The sequence below is a fragment of the Synechococcus sp. J7-Johnson genome (assembly GCF_024345795.1).
GTDB lineage: Bacteria > Cyanobacteriota > Cyanobacteriia > PCC-6307 > Cyanobiaceae > Regnicoccus_A.
This window is the reverse complement of sequence record NZ_JAGQBU010000008.1, coordinates 1-22320: the sequence shown is the minus strand read 5'-3', so window position 1 is coordinate 22320 and position 22320 is coordinate 1. Positions and strand designations below refer to the sequence as shown.

At 64.2% G+C, this 22320-nt stretch carries 27 protein-coding genes; 14 read left to right on the top strand and 13 right to left on the bottom strand.

Annotated elements, in window-relative coordinates; all coding sequences use genetic code 11:
* Positions 1-353: 353 nt before the first annotated feature.
* From KBY93_RS05845 to KBY93_RS05830, 4 genes are all read right to left on the bottom strand, one after another.
* Positions 354-1220 (bottom strand): hypothetical protein, encoded by an 867-nt coding sequence (locus KBY93_RS05845; protein ID WP_255093325.1) that lies wholly within the window; start codon positions 1218-1220, stop codon positions 354-356.
* A gap of 75 nt (positions 1221-1295) precedes the next feature.
* Complete coding sequence (locus tag KBY93_RS05840) at positions 1296-2390, bottom strand: LysM domain-containing protein (RefSeq protein ID WP_255093323.1); 1095 nt, start codon at positions 2388-2390, stop codon at positions 1296-1298.
* Positions 2390-2899 (bottom strand): hypothetical protein, encoded by a 510-nt coding sequence (locus KBY93_RS05835; RefSeq protein ID WP_255093321.1) that lies wholly within the window; start codon positions 2897-2899, stop codon positions 2390-2392. The genes KBY93_RS05840 and KBY93_RS05835 overlap by 1 nt, the downstream gene beginning before the upstream one ends.
* Positions 2899-4512 carry a DUF4055 domain-containing protein gene (locus KBY93_RS05830; RefSeq protein ID WP_255093319.1) on the bottom strand — a complete coding sequence of 538 codons (1614 nt, stop codon included), beginning with the start codon at positions 4510-4512 and terminating at the stop codon, positions 2899-2901. The genes KBY93_RS05835 and KBY93_RS05830 overlap by 1 nt, the downstream gene beginning before the upstream one ends.
* A gap of 564 nt (positions 4513-5076) precedes the next feature.
* On the opposite strand from KBY93_RS05830, the gene KBY93_RS05825 reads away from it, so the two are divergent.
* The 3 genes from KBY93_RS05825 (at position 5077) to KBY93_RS05815 (ending at position 7874) form a co-directional block, all read left to right on the top strand.
* Positions 5077-5937, top strand: a complete 861-nt coding sequence (locus tag KBY93_RS05825; protein ID WP_255093318.1) for a hypothetical protein — start codon at positions 5077-5079, stop codon at positions 5935-5937.
* Between the two features lie 570 nt (positions 5938-6507).
* A complete protein-coding gene (locus tag KBY93_RS05820; RefSeq protein WP_255093317.1) occupies positions 6508-7317 on the top strand; it encodes a hypothetical protein in 810 nt (269 codons plus the stop codon).
* A 161-nt stretch (positions 7318-7478) separates the two neighbouring features.
* Positions 7479-7874 carry a hypothetical protein gene (locus KBY93_RS05815; protein WP_255093315.1) on the top strand — a complete coding sequence of 132 codons (396 nt, stop codon included), beginning with the start codon at positions 7479-7481 and terminating at the stop codon, positions 7872-7874.
* Between the two features lie 143 nt (positions 7875-8017).
* On the opposite strand, the gene KBY93_RS05810 is transcribed toward KBY93_RS05815, so the two are convergent.
* The 7 genes from KBY93_RS05810 to KBY93_RS05780 all read right to left on the bottom strand — a co-directional run bounded on the left by KBY93_RS05810 (position 8018) and on the right by KBY93_RS05780 (position 15146).
* Positions 8018-8587: a sigma factor gene (locus KBY93_RS05810; RefSeq protein WP_255093313.1), complete on the bottom strand. Its 570-nt coding sequence runs from the start codon at positions 8585-8587 to the stop codon at positions 8018-8020.
* A 3-nt stretch (positions 8588-8590) separates the two neighbouring features.
* On the bottom strand, positions 8591-10246 hold the full coding sequence (locus KBY93_RS05805; protein ID WP_255093312.1) for a terminase: 1656 nt from the start codon (positions 10244-10246) through the stop codon (positions 8591-8593).
* Positions 10243-10761 carry a hypothetical protein gene (locus KBY93_RS05800; protein ID WP_255093311.1) on the bottom strand — a complete coding sequence of 173 codons (519 nt, stop codon included), beginning with the start codon at positions 10759-10761 and terminating at the stop codon, positions 10243-10245. The genes KBY93_RS05805 and KBY93_RS05800 overlap by 4 nt, the downstream gene beginning before the upstream one ends.
* Positions 10762-10766: 5 nt before the next feature.
* Positions 10767-11135, bottom strand: coding sequence for a hypothetical protein (locus KBY93_RS05795; protein ID WP_255093310.1), 369 nt, complete (start codon positions 11133-11135; stop codon positions 10767-10769).
* 124 nt (positions 11136-11259) lie between these two features.
* The gene (locus KBY93_RS05790) at positions 11260-11946 is read right to left on the bottom strand and encodes a hypothetical protein (RefSeq protein WP_255093309.1); all 687 of its coding nucleotides are present in this window, start codon (positions 11944-11946) and stop codon (positions 11260-11262) included.
* 290 nt (positions 11947-12236) lie between these two features.
* On the bottom strand, positions 12237-14933 hold the full coding sequence (locus KBY93_RS05785) for a primase-helicase zinc-binding domain-containing protein (RefSeq protein ID WP_255093307.1): 2697 nt from the start codon (positions 14931-14933) through the stop codon (positions 12237-12239).
* 15 nt (positions 14934-14948) lie between these two features.
* On the bottom strand, positions 14949-15146 hold the full coding sequence (locus KBY93_RS05780; protein WP_255093306.1) for a hypothetical protein: 198 nt from the start codon (positions 15144-15146) through the stop codon (positions 14949-14951).
* Between the two features lie 103 nt (positions 15147-15249).
* Between KBY93_RS05780 and KBY93_RS05775 the strand changes: the two genes are divergently transcribed.
* The gene (locus tag KBY93_RS05775) at positions 15250-16668 is read left to right on the top strand and encodes a DEAD/DEAH box helicase (RefSeq protein ID WP_255093305.1); all 1419 of its coding nucleotides are present in this window, start codon (positions 15250-15252) and stop codon (positions 16666-16668) included.
* Here the strand turns inward: KBY93_RS05775 and KBY93_RS05770 are convergent.
* Positions 16659-17105 carry a type II toxin-antitoxin system VapC family toxin gene (locus KBY93_RS05770; RefSeq protein WP_255093304.1) on the bottom strand — a complete coding sequence of 149 codons (447 nt, stop codon included), beginning with the start codon at positions 17103-17105 and terminating at the stop codon, positions 16659-16661. The genes KBY93_RS05775 and KBY93_RS05770 overlap by 10 nt on opposite strands.
* The gene (locus tag KBY93_RS05765; RefSeq protein WP_255093303.1) at positions 17105-17353 is read right to left on the bottom strand and encodes a type II toxin-antitoxin system Phd/YefM family antitoxin; all 249 of its coding nucleotides are present in this window, start codon (positions 17351-17353) and stop codon (positions 17105-17107) included. Before KBY93_RS05765 ends, KBY93_RS05770 begins: the two co-directional genes overlap by 1 nt.
* Positions 17354-17415: 62 nt before the next feature.
* On the opposite strand from KBY93_RS05765, the gene KBY93_RS05760 reads away from it, so the two are divergent.
* The 10 genes from KBY93_RS05760 to KBY93_RS05715 all read left to right on the top strand — a co-directional run bounded on the left by KBY93_RS05760 (position 17416) and on the right by KBY93_RS05715 (position 22102).
* On the top strand, positions 17416-17793 hold the full coding sequence (locus tag KBY93_RS05760; protein ID WP_255093302.1) for a VRR-NUC domain-containing protein: 378 nt from the start codon (positions 17416-17418) through the stop codon (positions 17791-17793).
* Positions 17793-17972 carry a hypothetical protein gene (locus KBY93_RS05755; protein ID WP_255093300.1) on the top strand — a complete coding sequence of 60 codons (180 nt, stop codon included), beginning with the start codon at positions 17793-17795 and terminating at the stop codon, positions 17970-17972. The genes KBY93_RS05760 and KBY93_RS05755 overlap by 1 nt, the downstream gene beginning before the upstream one ends.
* Before the next feature lie 63 nt (positions 17973-18035).
* The gene (locus KBY93_RS05750) at positions 18036-18755 is read left to right on the top strand and encodes a hypothetical protein (protein WP_255093299.1); all 720 of its coding nucleotides are present in this window, start codon (positions 18036-18038) and stop codon (positions 18753-18755) included.
* A gap of 90 nt (positions 18756-18845) precedes the next feature.
* Positions 18846-19592 (top strand): hypothetical protein, encoded by a 747-nt coding sequence (locus tag KBY93_RS05745; RefSeq protein ID WP_255093298.1) that lies wholly within the window; start codon positions 18846-18848, stop codon positions 19590-19592.
* Entirely contained in the window at positions 19589-19834 is a 246-nt protein-coding gene (locus KBY93_RS05740) for a hypothetical protein (RefSeq protein WP_255093297.1), read from the top strand. The genes KBY93_RS05745 and KBY93_RS05740 overlap by 4 nt, the downstream gene beginning before the upstream one ends.
* A complete protein-coding gene (locus KBY93_RS05735) occupies positions 19827-20414 on the top strand; it encodes a hypothetical protein (RefSeq protein ID WP_255093296.1) in 588 nt (195 codons plus the stop codon). The genes KBY93_RS05740 and KBY93_RS05735 overlap by 8 nt, the downstream gene beginning before the upstream one ends.
* Positions 20414-20722 carry a hypothetical protein gene (locus tag KBY93_RS05730; protein WP_255093294.1) on the top strand — a complete coding sequence of 103 codons (309 nt, stop codon included), beginning with the start codon at positions 20414-20416 and terminating at the stop codon, positions 20720-20722. Before KBY93_RS05735 ends, KBY93_RS05730 begins: the two co-directional genes overlap by 1 nt.
* Positions 20719-21495: a Bro-N domain-containing protein gene (locus tag KBY93_RS05725; protein WP_255093292.1), complete on the top strand. Its 777-nt coding sequence runs from the start codon at positions 20719-20721 to the stop codon at positions 21493-21495. Before KBY93_RS05730 ends, KBY93_RS05725 begins: the two co-directional genes overlap by 4 nt.
* Positions 21495-21731, top strand: coding sequence for a helix-turn-helix domain-containing protein (locus KBY93_RS05720; protein WP_255093291.1), 237 nt, complete (start codon positions 21495-21497; stop codon positions 21729-21731). The genes KBY93_RS05725 and KBY93_RS05720 overlap by 1 nt, the downstream gene beginning before the upstream one ends.
* Before the next feature lie 119 nt (positions 21732-21850).
* A complete protein-coding gene (locus KBY93_RS05715; RefSeq protein WP_255093289.1) occupies positions 21851-22102 on the top strand; it encodes a hypothetical protein in 252 nt (83 codons plus the stop codon).
* Positions 22103-22320 lie beyond the last annotated feature (218 nt).

Below are 22320 nucleotides of genomic sequence, written 5' to 3'. Positions count from 1 at the left end.
CTCACCGTTCCACCCGCTCGCGCCTGCTCGGGGTTCCCGGGCCAGCCTCTGCGCAGCACCGGACGGCGGCCAGGCGGCTCCAACCGCTCGCTCCTGCTCGGGTGTTCCGCTGCGCCCCGTGGCCGCCTCAGGCAGCACTGTCTCTGCAGGAGGAAGGTCCGCCGACGTTGAGGTGATCGCAAAAGTGAATTTCCAGATTTTTCGACATTTCCGAAGCGGTAGGCGCGAGTTTCTCGTATTCGGGGGTAAATCCCCCCTTTTTGATCTTCACTTGATTGAATTGATCGTGAACTTGAGTGCCCTGCATCGCGCTTGATTGTGCGCTCCGCCGTGATGGACGGAGCGCGGATGAATCAACGCCTGGCGCCGGCTGGCTTCTTGGCGTAGCTGGCCAGGTAGAGCTCGCTGGCGCTCATGCTCTGCAGGTTGGTCGGCTGGCCGTTGCCATCGAACTCGGCGATCACCGTGGCGGGGCCGAGGCCGCCGCGCTGGTTGAACAGGAAGCTGAGCACCGGATGGGTGCGGAGCGACTCGATGTGATCGGCGGCATCGAGGTTGCCGTGATCGCCGAGCAGCACGTTGCCCTTGGAGTCGATCGGCTCCAGCAGGTCACGCCCGGCGCCGTCCTTGGTGAGGCGGAACTCACCGCCCACTTGGTGCTTGAAGATCTCAAAGAAGGAACCGCGGTTGTCACCACCGGCGCGGCCATCGGCATCGACGAACAGCCGCTCCAAAAGACGTTCCTTGCGCAGGTTCTGCACGTCCTGGAGCGCCTCGTCGCGTTCCTTGGCAGCGGCTTTCACCTTGCGGGCGGCGGCAGCCTCGAGCTGGAGTTCACGGCTGGCGATCTCGCGCTCCAGCTGCTCCTTCTGCCGCTCGGCCTCCTGGAGACGCTCGTACTCGTCGGGGTTGATCTTGGAGAACTGGGCGAGCTGCCGCTTGATCGTGCGCAGCTCCCGCTCCAGCTGGTTGGTCTTGCGCCGCTCGGCCTTGAGCGCATCGGATGGTTCGGAGCGGGAAGCCTCGACTTCCTCGCCGGGCTCATCCAGGGGCTCATCCGGGTCGAGGTCGTCATCCTCGAGGTCGTCGTCTTCTGGCTCGGGCTGAGCAGGCAGCTCCTGGTTGGGCCAGTGCTGCGGCTGCGCGTAGCTGACGAGCTGCTGATGCTCGACGGTCGGTTGCTGCAGGACGCGGAGGTCCTGAGGAAGGCGTTTGGTCATCGGTCCACCCATCACGGCTGTGGTTGAAGGGAGCGCCCCATCCGGGCTGCACTCACCCCAGCTATTGCCAGCAAGTCACGGCGAGACGGGCGGAGGATTCGGCGGCAGCTCCACATCCCACAGGTCATCAGCCGCATTCACGCCCCGCAGTGGCGGCAAGTAGATCCAGCCGCCGGCATTCAGCAAGGTGGCCGGGCGAATCAGCGGCACCTGCAACACCTGGCCCACGTCTAGCTCATCGGACGGGCGGATCGCCGGCACATCGAGGGGCACGCCAACCGGAAGTGGATCACTGCGGGGCCAGCGCTCGTAGTCCGGGTTGTAGAGCCGCAGCCAATCCACCGTGGTGTCGTAGTCGATCGCCAGTTGCTTGAGCGTGTCGCCAGCCGCGGTGGTGTGGCCATCAGCGCGCAACAGCGACGGGTTGAGCTTGCGCAAGAAATCCACGGTGGTGCCGTGGCGGCTGGCCAGCACGTTGAGCGTGTCGCCGGCCGCCGTGGTGATCGGCCCCTGCTGGGCGAGATCCGGGTTGACCACTCGCAGGGTCTGCACGGTGGTGCCGTAGCGCTCGGCGATCAGGTTCATGCTGTCGCCGGTTTCGATCACCAGCACGCGGTTGGGCTTGAGGGCAAAGCTGATCGCCTCCCCCAGCTCCGGCTGCACCTGCAGGCCGATGCCACCAGGTCCGTAGGCCTGGCCGATCATCAGCAGGCTGGCGCCAGCAAACACGGCCCGGGGGCTGAGCGGCAGCACGCCCGGCGCTTGCAGCAGCGACAGATCACCCAGCCAGCACACCCCCTCGGCGGGCACCTGCAAGGTGGTTGGCCGAGGGGACTCGGTTGCTGGCGGCACCGGCGGCGGCTGGAAGGTGGCCCGCAGGCCGGGGGTCTGCCACGCCTGCGCGGCTGCCAGCCAATCCCAGGGGTTGGACAGGGCCGTGGCTGGCGGCAGCAGGGCAGCGCGGGTGAGGTAGCCCTCGCAAAGGATGTCGCCGGTGTCGATGCCGGGGCCGTTGTCGCGGCTGGAGATCAGCTTGCTCTGCTGAATCGCGCAGTCGATCACCTGGCGGCAGACCGTGACTGGGTTCTTGGCGCCGGGATGCTGCTGCTGCTGAAGCATCAGGCGCACATTGGCGACCTCCTGCAGCGCCGTGAGCGGGGTGGCGCTCATCAGGAGCGGATCAAGGTGCCGGAGAACGGCGTCGGCGCCGGCGGGCACCAGGAGGCCAGGCCGGGAAGCATCAGCAGCAGATTGGCCACATGGCCGCGCCGCTGGGAGGCGGAGCTGAAGCCGTAGCTGTTGGCCGTCGGTTCGGCGTATTCCGTCGACACCTCCTCCATCAGCAGCTCGGTGGCGTACTCGATCACATCGAGTTTCTTCTTGGGCAGCTCAGCTGGCACCGGCCCGGCGGCGGCCTTGCGAGTGGTCTTGATCACGAACGGGTCAGCGGGCGTGCCGCCAGTGGCAAGGCCCGCATCGATCACAGCGATCGCGTCGAGCGAGGCCTTGGCGCCAGGGATCGCCTCGGGGTAGCTGCGCTCCAGCTGGGCCATCGCGTCATTGATGGCCCGCAGAGCAGGCGCGGCGACGGGGATCAGCAAGGCGCGGCGGATCGCTTCCAGATCAGCAGGACGCCAGGCGTTTGGGTTGGGGGTGGGGTTGGCAGGTGGGTTGGTCATCAGCTGTGCTGCGGGCAGGGAACGGCGAACGATTCCGTCGCCGAGCCGCTGATCGGGTTGACCACACCCGGTGCAGCGGCGAGAGAGAGCTGGTGGCGCAGCTCAGCGGTGCTGATCACCCCGCGTTCATGCAGCGTGAGCCACTCGCCCACCGACGGCTGGGGCCGCAGCGGCGGGGTGAGCGGCGTCACGGTCAGCGCCAGGCCGGCGCCTGGCACCAGGCTGTCACCGGTGAGCGAGCACCAGTGCTCCAGCACCGTTGCGAATACCGAGGTCTTCTGGGTGGCCAGCGACTGCAGCAAGGCGTAGGCCTGGCCAGCGGTGAGTGAAATCTCGGTTTCGCTGCGGCCAGCGCCACGGTTCTGGGTCGGCACCAGCGCATCACGGCGCATGGTTTCATCCAGCAGGGTCAGGTAGGCGCGGTGCTCGGCGAGCGAGCGGGCGCGGATCTCCTTCCAGTTGAAGTCCGCCCCCTCGGGTAGGTCCATGAAGGTGGAGGTGGAGAGCACCAGCTGCTCTGGAGGGCGGGGTTCGCCGTCCTCGCTGCGCTGGAAGCCGTACTGATCGACCAGGCCGCTGCGGACCCCCACCGGCAGGGCGCAGCGGCTGAGCAGGTCCTCGTACTCGCTCTTGAGCCTGTAGTGGGTGAGATACTGGTTCGCGAGGCCCAGGTGGGGCAGATCGCCCTCGCCAAAGGCCGCCCCATCAGCGGCGTACCAGACCACCGGCATGGTGTGTTGACGGGGCAGAAGCAGCGGCGGGCCGAGCCGTTGGGCGGAGTACCCGCTGGCGGCAGCGCTTTTGGGCACGGCAGCGAAGGTTTCGACGGCCAGGCCGTCATCACCGAGGGTCGCCTGGTGGTACAGCCAGTCCTCGAGCCGTGGCGATGTGACGCCATCGGCACCAGCCGGGCCCAGACCCAGAGGGCCGAGGTGATGCGCCGGGATGGCGCTGTCATAGAGCGGCGGCTGCGGTGCCCTGCGGTCCTGACGCCAACTGATCCGATGTGGTGGGCTGTCGGGGCTGGGCAGATGCCAATCCAGCAGATCACCACGCGGTACCAGCGAGAGACGGGGCAGCGAGAGCCGATCACCACGGCGGATCGCCTCGAGCCAGTGGCCTTCCGATGGCCAGCCCCGCAGGGGCGGCAGCACCAGGATCAAGCAGCCGCCATCACGCAGCACCAGCAGATCGGCGATGAACAGGAACACCCCGAGGTCGGTGCCGCGCCCATCCACATCGGAGATCACCCGCTGCAGCGAGGGCGGCAGGGCCAGGTACTCCAGGAAGGAGAGCATCCCTGCGTAGGTGCGCAGCGCATCACGGAAGAAGCCGCTAGGGCGGGCGTTCTCCACCCGGTTGCGGTAGTTGGCGTCAGGCTCCTTGGCGCCAGGCGGCAGGTAGACGCTGCGGCGGCTGGTGCCGCCGGGTGCTTCTAGCAGGTTCCAACAGTCAAAGCAGAGCTGCAACTGCTCACGCAGGGAGCGGAGGGTGGCGTGCTCACGCCAGGGCTGCAGCAGCGGGGCGCTGCCTACCGCCGCCAGGGCCTGCGCCTCGGGCGGAGAGAGCGGCAGCCACTTGTTGCGGGATCGGTTGCGACTCCTGGAGGCCAAGCGCCTGTTGCTGCTGAGGACTATTACCAGCCGGTGGGTGCCAATGAGAGTGCCCCCATGGCTGGCATCAGACGGACTCCAACGGCGGAACCTTTCCCCCAGCCGCGTTCTGCACGGCGTCCAGGGGATCCGCACGATTCAGGGACGCCTGTGTCACTTGGAGATGAGCAACACCAGGAGGTGTGGGGGCTACCTACTCAACTAAAGCTTCCTGCCCTGGGTGTCCGCCGGCATGCAGGCTGAATGGTTACTGCCGAACAGTGGTTTGCAGACCGGCAGACATGGGCGCCGGTCAGTACGGGAAAGTCGGAGTCACTGCGGGAGCTAATCTTGGAGGGCGTCCAGCTGGGATACAAACCGTGTTCAGCGGAAAGGAGAGACTGATCGGAAGTGATCTACTGATCTGTCGAAGAAAAAGTTGGCTGGGCCACAGAAGATCTATCATCTAAACAATATCAACACATCAAGTTGACAACAACATCATCGCCGACAATGTGGCCCAAAAGGCTAGTCATAGGCTTAATGATGAGAATCAGCCTGCTGCTTTTTAAATCCTGTCTAAGGATGTCCCTCGCAAAGCAGTGTCCAAGCCGGATCCCTCGATCCGGCAAAGCTGCTGATCAAGTCAATTGTTTTTCGACGCTAATTGATGATGAGGAAAGGCCTTATTTGCTAGTGACTGACATGGGAGATACTCATATCCAGGGAAAACTCTGGTATCAAGACCAGCATAGGTATGCCGGGATCATACGTGTTCAGACTCCCTATGCGGCAACGCTCAGCCTGAAGATAGTCCACTACATTGGACCGAGCGAGATTGAATACAGTAGCGCTTCTCATTTCTGGCTCGGTGAATTAAGTCGGGTTCCTCACCTATTATTAGCCTTGAGGCGAATATGGGCTCATCTCTCAAGAACCCTTTTTAATCAGCGAAGCCAGCTTGAGATCGATAGAGATAAGTTGCTTGAGTACGTGGTAGATGAATACGCCGTCTCTGGATCAACATTTGATTCTGGCGCTGTCCTGACTAGTATGTATAATTATCGCTGGTATTTACATCCAGGGGCAAACAGCGCGAGGAAGAGGACTGAGTATCTTCTTGGCTCACTTGCTGTTACCGGGGATCTTCAGCCTACCGCTGATTATAAATACAGAGTCTTGCCAGGCGCATTTAAAAGTCTTAGTGAAATTCAACAATCAAGACAACGCCACAGGCAATCGATGAGAATTCAGGGGGCAATCATCTTTCTGACCTTAGGATCTCTAGTCGCTGCATTGATTCAGGCTGGTGTCATACAGTCACCTCCAATACTAAAAGCTGATTGCCATCTCGAAGCTGGGGTTGCGAAAGACTGCACAATTCGCTATCGCTTATTTCCCAATAATGTACTTGAGCGCGTTATTAGAAAGATGCGTGGTGATTGACTGGGTAGCACCAGCCAACAAGCCCCTCCAGTGGACAGGCCGCCATCAGCTCTCTGCACCGCAACCTCAGCCTCCTTGCCTGCCACTCAAGGGCAGCATTGTGCAGGCTGCGAGCAACCAGCAGACGAAGGACCTCCGTCCAAAAAAATGTGAATGCCAGTGTAATTGACAAAATAAGCAAAACACACTACACTTTATTCTTGCAGATTCATGCGGTAAGCGATTGGCGCACTACGACAACAACCTAAGTGGTCAGGAAGGTTGCGACTCACAGGCCAAATGCTTGCTTGAGTGCTTTTTGGAATTAGTGGCAGCAAGATCCAATGTATCCAGTGTGACCAAGACTGTTACGCGCACATCAGGCGAATCACCCGACAAATACGTTACACGCATGAGATCATATGGGTTTGAGTTTCAGGGATTAAAGACCAGGACAGATGTCTCAAAAGAGGCACCAGACAGATCACTTATTTCATTTAAGCCTTTATGAAGCTATGCATTTGGAGTAATTCTTCAGACGCTACGGTAGCTCATATTGTTCAAAGGGCACCTGATTGGCTTACATGCGTAGTGATCAATTCAGACGACGTACCCGTATTCACAATTGGAAGCAATCAGCCCAAGCCCTTCTCTGATATAGATTTTCTTTGGTATAGAAGGCCGTTCGAGAATAATGCGACTCCGACATCAGTTGGAGAAAAATTGCGGCTAGCGGAAATAGAGGAGGCCATGTGGAACCTGATGATGCAGATCCCAATCCACAAATGGATAAATTTCCCGACCCACAACTGGATGGCTGACAAGAAAGCTACCCAGTTAATGCTGGCACACGACTGTGGCCTCCTAACCCCAGAATGGGTGATCACAAACAAAGTTACTGAAGCAAAAAGATTTATAGAGGAGCATGAGTGGAAATGTATTCTTAAGCCTATAGATTGCGGCTACGTTACACACGGAGAACAATCCTGGCACATTTATACGAACGAACTTAAGTCTTCTGATACCAACCTATCCTTGATTGGCCTGTGTCCTACGCTTATTCAGAAAAGGCTGGAGAAAGCCTTTGACGTAAGGACGGTATACTTAAATGGGAGTACGCTATTCATTGGGTTGTACGGTGGGCCATTAGATGTCCGCAGAAATGAGATGGAACACATCCAGTATCAGATACTTGAGCCACCTTCTAGCGTGGCAGAAGGATATATCCACTTGATGAGAAAGAACGGTCTTCGCTTCTGTACATCTGATTTTGTTGTCACTAAAGATGGGAGTTGGTTCTTCCTTGAGAATAATCCAAATGGCCAATGGGTATGGATGGACGAGTTCCTTGAGTATAGCGCATCGAATTTCTTCTTTGCTAATTTAGATGTTCAGCCATGAATAGGTGGGTTGGATGGTTTTCGGATCGAATAGTCTTTATGCTCCTCAGGATCCTCTTGTTCCCGGAGGGAAACGTAAGGATTAGCGAGGTAAGCAACTGTCGATATGACAATGATCCTTGTTATACTGATAGGCCCAATCATTGGGAGTTGGCACTGTTCTTGCACGAGCAAGCCACAACTAAGATCGCTCTACTACAAACAAAGCTAGGAGGTTTGCTGTCATTGCAATCGGTCTTGGCAGGCCTTTATAGCCTCACCGGCATCCTGTCGACTCAATATCCAAAGAGCATATTGCTTGCATGTTTAATAATTGCAATTCTCGGCATACTTTTGTCATTACAGCCTTTGTCTATCACCATTTCTAAAGTAGTAGATCTTGATGATTACATTAGGTCGGATTTCTTTGATCTAAGAACTCGGAAGATGTTTCATGAGGTGATCACGGACTTGGGCTGTAGAGCAGATTTCTACGCAGACTGCCTGAAAGGCGCCAAGACGTTGATTGTTCTTTCGATGCTTGTCTTTCTTATTGGCTTGTTCATAGCTGTTGCGTGACATTAGTTATGCCTGTTCATTGGATTGATGGCATGCAGGCAGCCCAACGCTCAAGATACAGAAGACGGGAGCGCAGAGACCCGCCTATGCTCAAGTCCCTGCCCGTTTCTGATTTTGAACGTTGCAGCTCATTGACCAAGCCCTCAGGTATCCGGCTGCAGCGCAATCACCGTGATCGAACAAGCGTCCTGAATCTCCCGCCAGCGCTCGGCCGTGATCCCCAGCCGCTCCGGCACCGCATGGGGCGGCAGCCCCTCCCGCAAAAACTTCTGCCCACTGGCGTAGAGATCGCGCCAGGAGGGGGGCACCTTGATCGCAAAGCCGTGGTCCCGCAAGTAGTGGGTGATCTCGCCGTTGGCGTAGGTGCGGGCGTAGGGGCGAAACGAACGCCCGCCCGTGCCATCGAAGCGAGCGGCAGCCTTGAGCAATCCGATCACCGCGAGCTGGCGCAGATCATCAAAGGAATGGGTGGTGCGGCGGGCGAAGTTGCCGGCGATCTTGTCCGCCAGATCCAGGTGCGCCAGCGCCAGGGCGTGTGCCGCGGCGTTCGGGTTACTCGGCCGGTGTCGACGTGGCCGCGGGCGGCAGGGCCGGAGGCTGAGGGAGAGCTGCTCATCACCCTGTTGAGGATGTGAGGCAGCACGAAGGCGACAGCGAGAGCACCGCTTAGTTGGCGGAGCAACGATCGTGATCGGCAGCGCGAGTTGATCCATGGCTCAACGCGTCAGCAGCATCGGCAGCGGATCACGCTTGATGCCCAGGCCGCGCCAGTAGCGGGTCTCAAGCCACAGGGCCCCATGCCCGAAGGCATCCACCAGATCCTTCGACCCTTTCGGGAAGCGCGGCAGCTCCTCGGTGAGCTGACTGGCGCGGGGGTGAAAACGAACCTGGCCGGCCTCCAGCAGCGGCGCGACGGCATGGGCGCGGAAGGTCTTGCTGCCCCGCGCCGGGATCGGCAGCAGGCCCGGTACCTTGCGGCGCAGCATCTGCAGCACCGCAGGACCGTTGGCGGCGTCCTCGATCAGCACCGCGTCGGGCTTGAGGCCCTGGTGGTGGAGGGCCGCGAGGGAGGAGAGCAGAAAGCGGATCGTCTCCGGCAACCCGAAGCGATGCCGCGCCGCCCAGAGCACCTCGATCTCCAGCTCCTGCGGGCTGGCCTTGGCCTGGGGCCCGCCCCGCTGGGGTCCGGCCCTTTGGGTCTCGCCTTGGGCGAGCTCCGGTGCCAGCAGCCCCATCAGCACAAAGCCGCAGTGGTCGGAGTCCTCCTCCCCCTTGAAGGACAGATCGCAGGAGAGCACCAGGGGCGCATAGCGACGTGGCTTGCTGCGAGGGAAGGGCGGGCGCAGCCACTGGCGCAGGAAGATTGAACCGGTGGCCGGGGAAGGGCGCTGCTGGTACAGCGCCTGCCACCAGTACGAACCGGAGCGGGAACGGATCTTGAGCAGCTCCGAGAGCGGAAAGCGCTCGGGGCAGAGCGCCTCACCGGCCCGGCGCCAGTCGGGCTCGACGGTGCAGGTCCGCGGGAAGGTCTGCCGGTCTGCCGGATGCTCGGCGATTGCCGGCAGGTTGAGCAGGTGCCAGCTGTGGGGGGCATCGCCGGCTTCCTCTTGAAGCAGCCAGCCGATCAGGTCCTCGTGGTCCCAGCGGGTGAGCACGATCACCTGAGCCGAGAGGTTGCGCTGCAGGGCTCCCTTGCCGGCCTCAATGAACTGCGGTTCGGCGCGCAGGAACCAGACGGCCTTGATCCACTCCACCAAGCGCTGCCGCACCCGGGCGGAGCCGGCATCGGCCGGGCCCTTGTAGGGGTCATCGATGATGCCGAGCGAGTAGCCCTTGCCCGTGAAGGGTCCATCCACACCGGCAGCGATGCAGCCACCACGCTCGGGCGTCAGCCAGTTGCCGACCGCCGCTGAATCCTTCGAGAGCGGATTGCCGGTGACCCGGTAGTAGTGCCGAGCCTCCCTGGAATGGGCGTAGGCCAGTTCCCCGGAGTAGCTGGCGATGGCGGCGAACAGATGGGGGTGGCGGTAGATGAAGTAGGCGGGGAACAGCTTGGAAACCAAGAGCGATTTTCCCAGCCGCGGCGGACAGGTGACGATCAGCCGGCTCAGCTCGCCATCGGCGATGGCTTGCAGCAGGGCAATCAGCACCTGTGCCCAGCGGTGGAATGCATAGCGGGGATAGGCCAGGGCGATGAACTGCTCCAGGGAAAGCGGCCCTGCACCAGCGGTGAGCGCGTCGGGATCGCGGTAGGCCAGCACACCGGGGTCAGCCCAGGGGTCCGGGTGGTACGGGCCATGGAGCAGGCCCCCATCGACAGGGCGACCGGCCCAGGTAAGCAGGGCAGTGGAGGGTGGCATCAGCGGCGTCATGGCCGCTCCGAATACGGCTTGGCAGGGGCGCGCAGCATCCCGGCGATTTCAGCGATCACCCGATGGGCACCGACGGCAGCAGAAAACTGCTCGGCGTCCGCAGCACGGCGGGCGCAATCCATCAGGGCGTAGATCTGCTCGGCCTGGTGACGCTTGCGATCGGAGATCAGCTCCTCAACCATCCGTTCGCGCGCGAGGTTGAGATACCTGTTGATCGTCTGGCTGTTGTTCACCCCCCAGCTTTCACGACCTTTTTCGTAGATCAACACCAGCGGAATCCGCTGGGCGATCCACAACTGCGCCTCGGCGATGCGACGTTCGACCTCAAGCCGCGAGGGCCTCGGCGGCCGTTGTGTGGCGATGCCCCTGGGCCGGCGGGGAGGATTGGCGTGCCCGATCGGCCTGGCCGGATCCGTCGGTTCATACAGCGGTTGGCCGTCGTCATCCTCTGCGTTGGCAGCGGAGCGCAGTTCCTCGATCGGATCTGGAGTCGGTGCAGCGGACCAGGGCGGCATGGAGCTCAGATCGGCAGGGCCGCTGCTTTCGGAGGGCGGATGGTCCAGAAGGGTTTGCCGCGCTTCTCCATTGCGCTGCCTTGCTGAATCGCGGCATCGCGAGCCGCCTTGAGTTGCTGCTCGATCTGTTGCACCGCCGGCGGGAACTCGTAGCTCAGCCGGCCCGCGTTGTGAGTGAAGGCCCAGTCGTTGTGCGAGAAAGAGGGATCCAGCTCACCGGCGTCCATCGCCTCGCTGAGTGCCTCCAGCAGGGGTTCCAGCTGCTGCTCCAGCTGCTTCTGCTGTGCCTTGAGCGCGGTGACCGCATCCAGCAGGGCGTCGATCGCTTCCGCTGCTGGTGCGGATGGAGAAGCAGCGGCGGGGGCGGTGGTCATGACGGCCGACACAACGAAAGGCAAGCCAGGGAAACACAGTCTGGCGCTCAGATCAGTGTATTGGCTCTGCTTTCAGAGCCGCAATCACAGTGGCTGTTAATTCCTATCGGCGTATAGTGGCAGCTCAGAAGGGCCTGCGGGCCAGGCAGTAGCTGCTCCAGGCGGCGGCCCAGGCCGCCAGGCACTGCTCTCGGCTGTAGAAGGTGCTGGGAGTTGCCTCGCCCGGCTTGCTCCAGAGCGTCTGGCCCAGGTCGTAGTGGTTTCCCTGGGCAGCCTCCAGCACCATGTAGCCCCCCAGCTGGGCAGCGGTGGAATAGGGCCGGCCATGGGCCGAGAGGGTCTTGAGGTCGTACAGCACCCTCACCTCGCGGCCCCAGCGCTCACTGAGCGCCGGTGACGCATAGGCCCCATCGAAGCCCCCAGCCAGGTTGCGGGTGAGGCAGCAGCTGAGCCGTTCGCTGGCGATCACCTGCACCTCGTCCCAGAGGGGCAGCTGCAGCAGCGGCAGGATCCAGTCCCGGTACCGGTGGTGCCCCGGCAGCTCCTCGATGGCCAAAAGGGCCTGCTCAGGGCTCCGGCCCACCAGGAAGCGGGCCTGGCTGTAGTGCTCCAGGGCCGTGTGCACGGTGGTGCCGCGTGGTTCCCAGATCGGCCGTTTGGCCGCAATCGCCTTGCGGGCGGTGGCGCTGAGGCCATGGGCCAGCACGCCAGTGATCGACACCGGGAACAGGTGCTCACCCAGCCAGTAGCGGTGGGCAGCCTCCTCCCGCCACAGGCCGGGGATCGGATCGAGCCAGGTGCTGGTCAGCATGGCCGTTTCGGCTGCAACGGCGGGTGACGGAGAGCGTCACAACCCAGATCCCTGGCTGGAAGCAGGGTTGGAGCCCCTTGTAACGAGGTAACCATCTGTAGAGGCATAGAAGCTTTAGCAAGCAGCAGAAGATGGATCAGTAGAGAGGGGGATTCCTCTTGATCTCTGTAAGGGGGGCTCTGCCCCGCCAGAACCGTCACACCGTCACGCATGCCGTAAACCCGGATGCCGCAACCGTTCTCGGCGTGACTGATGCTGTTCCGGGGGCCCATGGCGTGACGCATTGGCTGTCACAGGGAAGTGAGGGGAACCGCAACGGCGCGGGTGACCATCCCCGCGCCGCGGAAGCGCACGGGGCCGGAGCGCACTGCTCCAGGCAGCCGGGAGAGCACCACCGGCCAGCTGTTCACCCAGGCGGTGTCAGCGAGGATCTGCTCGATCGCCTTGGCGGTGTTGCTCACCAGGAGGCGGTCCGGCTCGGCCCGCAGCCCATGGCGGGCCAGGGTCTGATCGGCCAGGTCCGGTGAGATCTCGATGCAGCTGTCGCGGCTGGTGGCCAGATCCACAAGCTCGCCGATCGTGCGGGTCAGCGGCTTGTCATTGGTCTCCACCCGTATCGGCCGCTGCAGGATCGTCTGGATGCAGCGCCGCTCATCGGGGATCTCGGTGCTCTGGCTGTAGCTGTCCCACTCGTGGGCCGCGATGCAGAGCTCGGCCTCGGCTTCTGTAGGGCCCACATCGCTGAGCAGTGACCAGGCGCCCGCCAGCAGCGTGCCGTACTGATCGCCGAGGCGCTGGGAATCGAAGTGCCGCGCCGCCGCACGGGTGAAGACCCCGGCGGCCTGGCGGATCATCGGGATCAGGCCGGCGGTGCGGGCGATCAGGCGCCGGCTGAGCTCCGGGGTGATGTGGCAGTCCAGATCACGGTCCAGGGAAGCCCAATGGGCTTCCCGTTCCTGCTTGGGGATGTCGCTTGGGCTGCGCAGGGTGAGCTGGGCGAAGCGGCTCTTGTCGGCGCCCTGCTTGAGGGCGGTGGCGATCGAGCTGAGCAGGAACATCGAGCGCACCCTGTAGCGGCTCACCTCGCCGTTGGGTGAACCCTTGAGCATGGCGGCGCTGCTTTCGCTGCTGGCCACCCGCGCCAGCGAGAGGATCGCCTGCATGCGCTGCTGATCGCCCTTCTCGTTACTCTCGGCCTCATCGAAGACCACCGGCACGGCATCGCAGCAGATCGTCTGGCGCAGGCCCGCTTCCGTCGTCGCGCCGCTCACCACCAGGGCGAAGTCCCCGAGCAGTGGCACCACGAAGCGATCGAGGATCGCGCTCTTGCCTGTTCCCGCACCAGCGGTGAGCCACAGGTGAGGCCGCCAGGGCAGGGCACCGCAGATCGGGCCCAGCACCACCCAGCCGACCAGCAGGGTGCCGGAGGCCGGGACCTCCCAGCGGAAGCGGTTGGCGATGCTCACGATCACGGCCGCGTCCTCCACAGAAAGGGGCTTCACGCCGCCGGGCCCATGGAGGCGCTTGAGGCGTTGGTAGATGTGCCGCGAGGGGAAGGGTTCGGTGATCGGGTGCTCCCCGTCCGGGGTGATCAGGCGGTCACCGAGGTGCAGCACGGTGCGCCCGCTGTCCCACCAGGCACCACGGCCGCGGATGCGCTCCGGGGCGAACATCCCGGTGGCGGCGGAGCGCTCGTGCAGGTCGCTGGCCGCCGCCGCCCAGTTCACGCCTGTGCGGCTCGGGTAAAGGGTCTCCCAGTGGCGCAGCGGAGCAAGGGCCACCAATTGGGTTGCCGTGTGAGAGGAGCGGCCCAGCCGCAGGATCTGACCGGTGCTGCTGGGCTGGTAGTAGTTCGCCTCGCTGTCGTAGCCAAGGCACTGAAACGGAGCTGCGCGGCCAGTGGGGGGCGGGGGCTCGCTGCCGGAAGCCCTGCTGTCAGCGGCCGCATGACCCGTGCTTCCTTCTGCCTCATCAGCCGGCAAGGGCATGAGCCATGCCTGCAGGCGCTCAGCCGCCTCCGCCGGCGTCCAGTCGGCATCGGCCAAATCCCAGCCCTGCGGCAACTCGGCCGGCGGCTCCACCAGCTGCACCAGGCAGCCCTGCTCTGCCAGAAGGGGGGCGAGGCGTTGCATCACCTTGCGGCCCGGTGCATCGGCATCGGGCCAGAGCGTCACCGATCGCCCCGCCAGCGGACTCCAGTCGGCCTTGGCGGTGGCGTTGGTGCCGTTGGGCCAGCTGATCACCACGTGATGCGGGAAGAGCAGCGCTGTCGCATCGGCTGTGCCTTCCCCTTCCACCACCAGCACCGGTGCCTCCGGGCGGGCGACCAGGTGATGAAGGCCGTAGAGGGGCCGGGGCGCAGGCCACTCACAGGAAAAGGGGTCGCGGCGGCTGGGCCGGTGCCAGCCGCCATCGAGCCAGACGCGGTGCAGGAAAGCCTTGCGACCGCTGCGGCCGGAGCAGAGGCGCTGAATCCAGAACAGCTGGGCGCCGGCCGGATCGCGGTAGCACCACTGGGCGATGGCGCCCTGCTCCAGAGCAGGCGGGGGTGCATCGGCTGGAGGCAGTTCGGGCTGCCGCCAGGGCCGACCGCCATGGCCGGGGAGGCCGGCAGCCGATGCCGCTGCTGGTCTGCCGGATGAGCCATTGGAGGAAGCGCTGGCCTGAGGCCGGTGTCGTTGATCAGGTTCGGGCACCAGGCCCAGATGGCGTTCCACTTCCTCGCAGGCCTGGCGAAAGCTCCAGTGGCGGACCCGCATCAGCAGGTCCATCCCGGAGCCACCGCCACCCATGTGGTCCTTGCCGCCGCACTGGTTGCAGAACCAGGAGCCGCTGCCATCCCGGTCATCAAAGCGGTAGCGGTCCCTGCCGCCGCAGATAGGGCAGGGCTGATGGCGGTTGCTCAGTTGTTCGGGGGGCAGAGCGGCCAGTGCCTCAAGGATTTCGCTCCAGCGGCCACTGGCCGCCGCAAGAACATCGGTGGCCATGGTGATCGCCTCGGGTCAGCGCTGGGAAACAAGCGCGGTCCCGGAAGCAACAGGCAGGGCGCTGCTGGCGCTCTGCTCAGCGGCGATGGCGGCATCCAGCACCTGCCGCAGCGCCGCCGAGCGGCTTAGGGCGCCGTGCCGGCGGCGCTGGTCAAGCCAAGTCAGCTGCCCCTCGGTGATCGAGAAGCTCAGGGGCGGAGCAAAGGAAGCCATATTCGCTAGGAATCTGCAGTACAGCCTAAGCACACTGGGCAAGGCTTGGTAAGTTGAGCAGTGTCAGTCCGCGCTGATCAGCGCCAAGCATCCAGTCCTCTCCATGGCCCCGATCGTCCTGCGCGACTACCAGCTCCAGCTCCTGGCCGACCTGCGCACCGCCCTGAAGCGGCATAGGCGGGTCTGCGCCGTGATGCCCACCGGCGCCGGCAAGGGCCAGACCATCGGCGCGATCGTGCAAGGCGCGGCCGGCAAGGGGCGCCGAGTGCTGGTCCTGGCCCACCGGGCCGAACTGATCGAGCAGCTCAGCGCCACGGTGCGGGCTTGGGGCCTGGAGCCCGACCTGATCGCCCCCGGTCACCAGCTCCAGGGGCGGCAGGTGGCTGTGGGCTCGGTGCAGACCGTGGTGAGGCGCCTGGCTCAGCTGCCGGCTCCGGATCTGATCATTCAGGACGAGGCCCACCACCTGGTGAGCGGTAACAGTTGGGGCCGGATCATCAACGCCTGGCCAGGTGCCCACCTGATCGGCAAGACCGCCACCCCCGAGCGCCTCGACGGCAAGGGGCTCGGAGTGGAAGCGGGCGGCTTCTTTGAAGCCCTGGTGCTGGGGCCCTCAGCGGCCTGGCTGGTGGAGCAGGGTTGGCTGGCCCGGCCCCGAGTCTTCTCCTGGCCAGGGGCGCGCAACAGCAAACTTCGTCGCCGGATGGGCGAGTTCGACCTGGAGCAGGCAGCACGCGCCTTTGGCGATCGGGCCGCCATCGGCGATGCGGTGTCGCACTACCGGCGCCGGCTGCACCCGGCCACGGCGATCTGTTTCTGCTGCACGATCCAGCACGCCGAGCAAATGGCGACTGCGTTCCGCGCCGATGGCATCAGGGCAGCGGCGGTGAGCGGCGGCACCCCGGCCGAGGTGCGCAGGCGCCTGATCGCCGGGCTGGGCACCGGCGAGGTGGAGGTGCTCACCAGCTGCATGATCATTTCCGAGGGCACCGACATCCCCTCGGTCGGCGGCGCGATCCTGATGCGCCCCACCGCCAGCCTGAGCCTGTACCTGCAGATGGTCGGCCGGGCCCTGCGGCCTGCCCCGGGGAAGGGTGAGGCGGTGATCCTCGATCACGTCGGCAATGCCCATCGCCACGGCCTGCCCACCGACGAGCGCGAGTGGAATCTGGCTGGCCGCCGCAAGCGGGAGGGCGTCTCGATACCGATCAAGGACTGCCCGCTCTGTTTCTGCAGCTGCCCCAGCGCGGCCCAGCAGTGCCACGACTGCGGCCACCTGTTCCTCAGCGAAGAGTGCGATGAGCAGCGCCGCGGACTCCAGCAGCTCGAGGGCGAACTCGTCGAGATCATCGCCGGTGCCCACCGGCCCAAGCCCCGCCAACAGCAGCGGCCACGCCACAGGTCGCCCTCGGCCGGCTGCCGCAGCTTCGAGCAGTTGCAGCAGCGGGAGCAGGAGCGGGGCTACAAACCCGGCTGGGCCAAGCATGTCTGGGCGGCCCGGCAGCGGGGCCTTCAGGTCTGAACGGAGGTTGAGTTAGCCCCAATCAACTGGGCATCGAGCCCCAGTTGTTGGGCCGCCAGCACAAACGGGGCATCCAGGCTGCAAAGGGTGGCGCCCCGTCCGGAGGCGATCGCCAGGTGCAGCGCATCGGACGCCCGCAAGGCCGTGGTCCAGCCGCGCAGAGCGGCATTCGCATTACGGAAGTCCTGCGGTTCCACCTCCAGCATCAGAAGGCCTGGGGCCAGGCTGCGTTCAAAGCCCAGCAGCACCGCCTCGGCCTCTGGCGGGGTCAGGGCCTTGGTGCGCACCTTGAGCCCGAGAGCGGAATGGAGCTCGGTGGCACTCCAGGGGCTGATTGCCAGTGGTGCTGTGGCCTGCTCGAGAAAGGCCGCTGCGGTATCGGAGTGGGCCTCCGGTGTGAGAGCCGCCAGCAGCACGCAGGTATCGACGTAAAGCATCAGGAGCCAGCTTCATCCCGCAGCTCGCGCATGGTCTCCACCCCGCTGGTGGCCTGATGGGGCAGAGAGTCCCGTAGAGCCTGAAGCTGGGGCAGGAGATCGCGCACGGCATGCCTGGGCACCAGCTCAGCGATGGCCTTGCCGCGGCGGGTGATCACCACCGGCTGGCCGCTCTCCACCGCATCGAGCAGGCTCGAAAGCTGGGCCTTGGCTTCCGCCACCGTGACCTGCCTCATCCCGTTGTCCATCTAGATGACCAACTCTAAGCGGGATTGTGGGGCGAGGCCTGGGCAACACGGCAAGAGGAGGCATGGCCTCCTCCCCCAGCGAATACGAGATCCAGCAGCGCATCCGCCTGGCCTGCGGCCATGGGCCGGTGCGGCTGTGGCGCAACAACACCGGTGCCCTGGTCGATCAGCAGGGCCGTCTGGTGCGTTTCGGGTTGTGCAGGGGCAGTAGCGACCTGATCGGCCTGCGCTCGCTGGAGATCACGCCCGAGATGGTGGGCCAGAGAATCGCCCAGTTCGTCGCCCTGGAGATCAAGACCCCCCATGGGGCCGTCAGCTCCGAGCAGTGGGCCTTTCTGCAGCTCGTGGGGCAGCTCGGGGGCGTGGCGGCCGTCTGCCGCTCCATCGAGGAGGCCGAGCAGTCGCTCTCCGTGACGAGCTCGATGCGGCCAAGCCGCTGATGGATCCGCCAGAACTGCAGCAGCGGCTCAGGCGGTTGGCTCAGGCCCACCCCGGCGAGCATCCCTACACCCTGGCTTTGAGATTGCAGGTGGAAACAGGGAAAGCGATCACTGGGCAACAAGCCAAGCACATCCTCAACAGGCTTGGTTCTGACCGGTTCTGTCATGCCAAGACATGACAGGCTCTGGCTGCGCTTGCCAAGTATGTCTTAGCTTCCCGCTAAGAACTCGGAGTTCAGAACGTGGCCATCACCTACGCGGAGCTGCTTGAGCGCCAGGAGGAGAACCGTGCTGCATTCGGACGCATGCTGCTGAACTGGCGCCGACGCAACGGCTGGACTCAGTACACCGCCTGCAGCTGGGCGGAAGAGGTTGGCTTCGAGACGATCTCCTACGGCAACCTCTCGGTGATCGAGCAGGGCAAGGCGGGCGAGCTGCGGCAGAAGGCCTTCTGGCAACTAGGGGAACTCAACCGTCGGATCGCCAATGAGGAGTGGGGTCCGCTCAAGGATCAGGCGATCAAGGAGAAGCTGAAGGGTTCGGTTCCGATCGGAGACAACGACTACCCGGTCTGGACGCCGCTGGAGTTCTGGGCCTGCTACTGCGGCCTGCGGGAGGTGCCGGATGCGTTCCGCACCACGCCGGCCCCGACCATCGGCCAGCGCAAGGCCGCCGAGCTGTCGGCCAAGTGGCGCAACCAGCTGCGGCGGGTGGTCGACGAGTGCGCGCTCGACCCCAGCGACGCCATCACCGCCCTGGCGGCAGAAGCCTGCGAGGAGCACCGCAAGCGCTTCTATGCCGTCCTCACGGGCTTTGGCGACTACAAGCCCGAGGAGCTGGCCCCACTCTGGATCGAGGGCGACCTATATCAGCCCAAGCGCTGGCTGGACCAGTGGGAGACCGCCCACCGCCAGCCGCGCAAACCCGGCAACAGCAAGGGCAAGAAGCCAGTCTCGGCCTGATGGCTAGGAATTAACAGTCGCTACTAATGCGGCTGCAAGTAAAGAGCCCTAAGATTCCGATCAGCGGGCATCCGCCCGATCTGATTCGCCATGGTCACACCATCCAGGCCCGTGGAGGGCCTGTGCCATCAACCCCCTGAGCAACAGCTCACCCACACCCTGGCCTGCTTCCAGGCCGAGGTATCCGCCATCCCTTTCTCCGACCTTGGGGCCGTCGCGCAGGCTGCACGCCCTGTCTTCCGCCAGGGCATCGGCTGGTCCGCCCAGTTGGACGAGCAGCAGGGCCGCTCCAGGCTGCAGGTCACGGTGCGGCACGCCGCTGGCGCTGAGCTCAGCAGCGAGACCTGGGCCGACGAGCCCAGCGCTCTGGCGGACATGACCGGCTTGATGCTGGCCATGCTGCTGGGCATTCCTGTGTCCTCGCAGGCTTGGACTGCAGAGCCCTGTGACAGTGCAGAGCAGAGTGGGGTCGACAAGTCCGACGGATCGCTGACGGCTGTGGCTCGGCCGGTGCCCGATGTTGAGGCACAAGCTTCAGACCAGCAGGTCGACGAGCAGGCCAGCAGCAGCGGTGGCGCCGATGGAGGTGGCGATCCAGCACTGCTTCCACTGACGCCCGAGGAGATCAGCGGCTACCACCGCCGGGTGCTTGATCTGCCGCCGGCCGTACGCCGCGAGCTCACCCATGCGTTCCGTGAGCACTTCCAGGTGCCCCGCAACGCCCGCTCGATCGGTGATCGCATCACCCAGCGCCACCACGGCGACTTCATCGAGCGCTTCCTCGAGGAATGCCGGGGCATGGAGCCGGATGTCGTTCCCACGCCGCCAGCCCCATGAGCCCGAGCCATCGCCCCAGGCCGCCCCGTCGCTACGGCGAGCAGCCCCGCTCACTGGCCGGCCGCCACTTCATCCAGACCCAGGTGCGCACCGACGTCTACCTGCGGATCCGCGAGCTGATGGAGGCCCGCAACCTCTCCGCCAGCGGAGCGGTGCACCACCTGCTGCGGGAGCGCTTTGGCCTGCCGCCGCTTCCGCCCTTCGATCAAAACCCCATTTCCACCGATTCACACCATGGCTAAAGACCTGTTCCGCACGCCCCTCGCCGCCGTGCGCTGGGCCCACCTGATCACCCCAAGGCATCAGCTCGACAAAAGCAAACCGCTGGCCTGGACCTGCGACCTGCTGCTGCCCAACACCGACGAGAAGGCCCAATCCTTCCTGCTGGCGATGGAGGATCAGTTCATCGCCCTGCACGGCAGCCGCAAGCGCCGCGCTGAGAAGGGCTTCCCCTGGAAGGCCGACAAGGACAAGCCCAGCGAGCTCACCGTGTTGCGCTTCAAGATCCCGCAGTTTCAGCGGCGCGACGGCTCCCTTTCCGAAGGGCCCCGCATTGTCGACGCGAGAAAGCAGCCTTGGGATGGCGCTGCCATCGGCAACGGCTCAAAGGTGATCGTCGCCTTCGACATCTACGACTGGGACGGCGAGAACGGCTGCGGCATGACGTTCCAGCCAAGGGCCATCCAGGTCGTCGAGTTCGTTCCCTACGAGCAGGTCGATCCCACCGATGGCTTCGACGAGCTCGACGGCTACTCCGCGGTCAACACATCCACCGGCTCCAGTGACTGGGCCGCCGATGACGACGAGGAGGCACCCTTCTGATGACTCACCTCCACAGCGTCCGCGGCGGTGTTGGCGGCGGACGCCCCCAGGGGGGCAAACCCCAGCTGCCGGCCTTCTGCCGCACCCGCCGGCCCACCACAACCGTCTACGTGAGCAGCCTTCGGCACCTCTACCAACTGCTGCTGCTGGTCCTGGTTTTCCAGCTGAGCACCCTGCTGCTGGTGATCGCTGGGCCCGTGCCGCCGCGGCTGACGCCGGTCCCAGCAACCGATCAGGCCTTCCTCACCTCCGCAGCCGACATCACTGCCGGCGGATCCACCCCTGTCACCCCGCTTCAGTTCCCATGAGCAGCAGCGAATCCTCCCTGGTGCCACTCGATTTCGAGGGCCGCCAGGTCCGGGTGATCACAGATGAGCAGGGTGAACCCTGGTTTGTCGCCGCCGATGTCTGCGCATGCCTGGCAATCCGGAACCCAAGCGATGCGCTCAGTCGCCTCGATGACGATGAAAAGGGTCTCGGTTCAACCGAGACCCCCGGCGGCGAGCAGTCCATGACGACGGTCAACGAGCCCGGTCTCTACAACCTGGTACTGGGCAGCCGTAAGCCGGAAGCCAAGCGCTTCAAGCGCTGGGTCACCCATGAGGTGCTTCCGGCGATCCGCCGCACGGGGTTCTACACCGTGCCCGGCATCGCACCCAAGCCAGCGGCCTTGACAGCGGACAAGCAGGACAGCGTCGGCGCCCTGCTGCTGATCGGTCAGGCAGTGGCCCAAGTCCCCGGCGTTAAGCCAGGCATCGCCATGGCCGCCACGCTCACGTGCATCCAGGAGAACACCGGTCTGGCGGTCGACACCCTGCGTCGGGCTCTACCGGCAGCAGAAGATCCCATCTGCTCACTCAATCCCACCCAACTGGGCCAGCGGCTGGGCATGTCCGCCCGGGTCACCAACCAACACCTGGAAGCCTGCGGCCTGCAGTTCCGCAACGCCCGTGATGAATGGGAACTCACGGACCGTGGCCAGGAATGGGCCGAGGCGATGCCCTACTGCCGTCACGGCCACAGCGGCTACCAGGTCCTCTGGAACCCCGCCGTCGTTGATGTGGTGCGGGAGCTGGGCTGATGGACAGCGCTGCATCATCGGGCCGCCAGCGGGTCTGGATCACCACGGCCGAGGCCTGCGATGTGCTGGGCATCAGCCGCGAAACCCTCCGTCAGCTGCGGCTGCGGGGGGTGTTGCAACCCGGCAAGCACTTCCGCCGCTGGGGCTGCACCCAGGGGAAGGGACCCCTGCAGTGGCATGGAGAGAACGTGGAAGCCGCGATCACGGGATGGAGTCGCCGGCACCTGCGTCAGTGAGGCAAGCGGCAACTCAGCCTGCTTGCCTCCATGACCTCCCTGCTTACGGTGAAGAGTGATACTCCTCAGCTACTCGTCCAGTGGATCTGCGTGCTGGTCTGATTCCTACCTTGATCAGCATGGGGGCTCTGCTCGGCAGCCCTGCTCTGGGGCAGGTTCTGAAGATGGACTATCAGAACAACCGTCTCAGCGGCAGCTTGCGCAATGGTCCAGTTGAGGTGAGCGCCCAGCAGCAGCGGCGCATTAACGAAAACGGCGCCAATGTGCTCCAGCCTGTGGTTACCGTCCGCCTCAACGGCACCGAGGTCGGCCGCCTTGTCGGCGCTGAGAAGTGGGGTGGGCCAGGTGCCCTAGGAGTTTGTTGCCAATAGGGCAGCGGCCCTCTGGCCACGTCTAATGACCCCTCTGATGTGAGCGAATGCAAGGATGCAGACGCCTTGGGTTCTGCAGGCCGTGCCCTTTGATGGGCCTCAGTCCGCCCTGGCCAGATCGGCCAGGGCGGCTGCCCCTCATCCCGATGCCGCCGCCAGCGCCTGTTGTTGTGATCGCCTGAACCTGAACAACTTCAGCAGGTTGTGGGTAGCTGCGA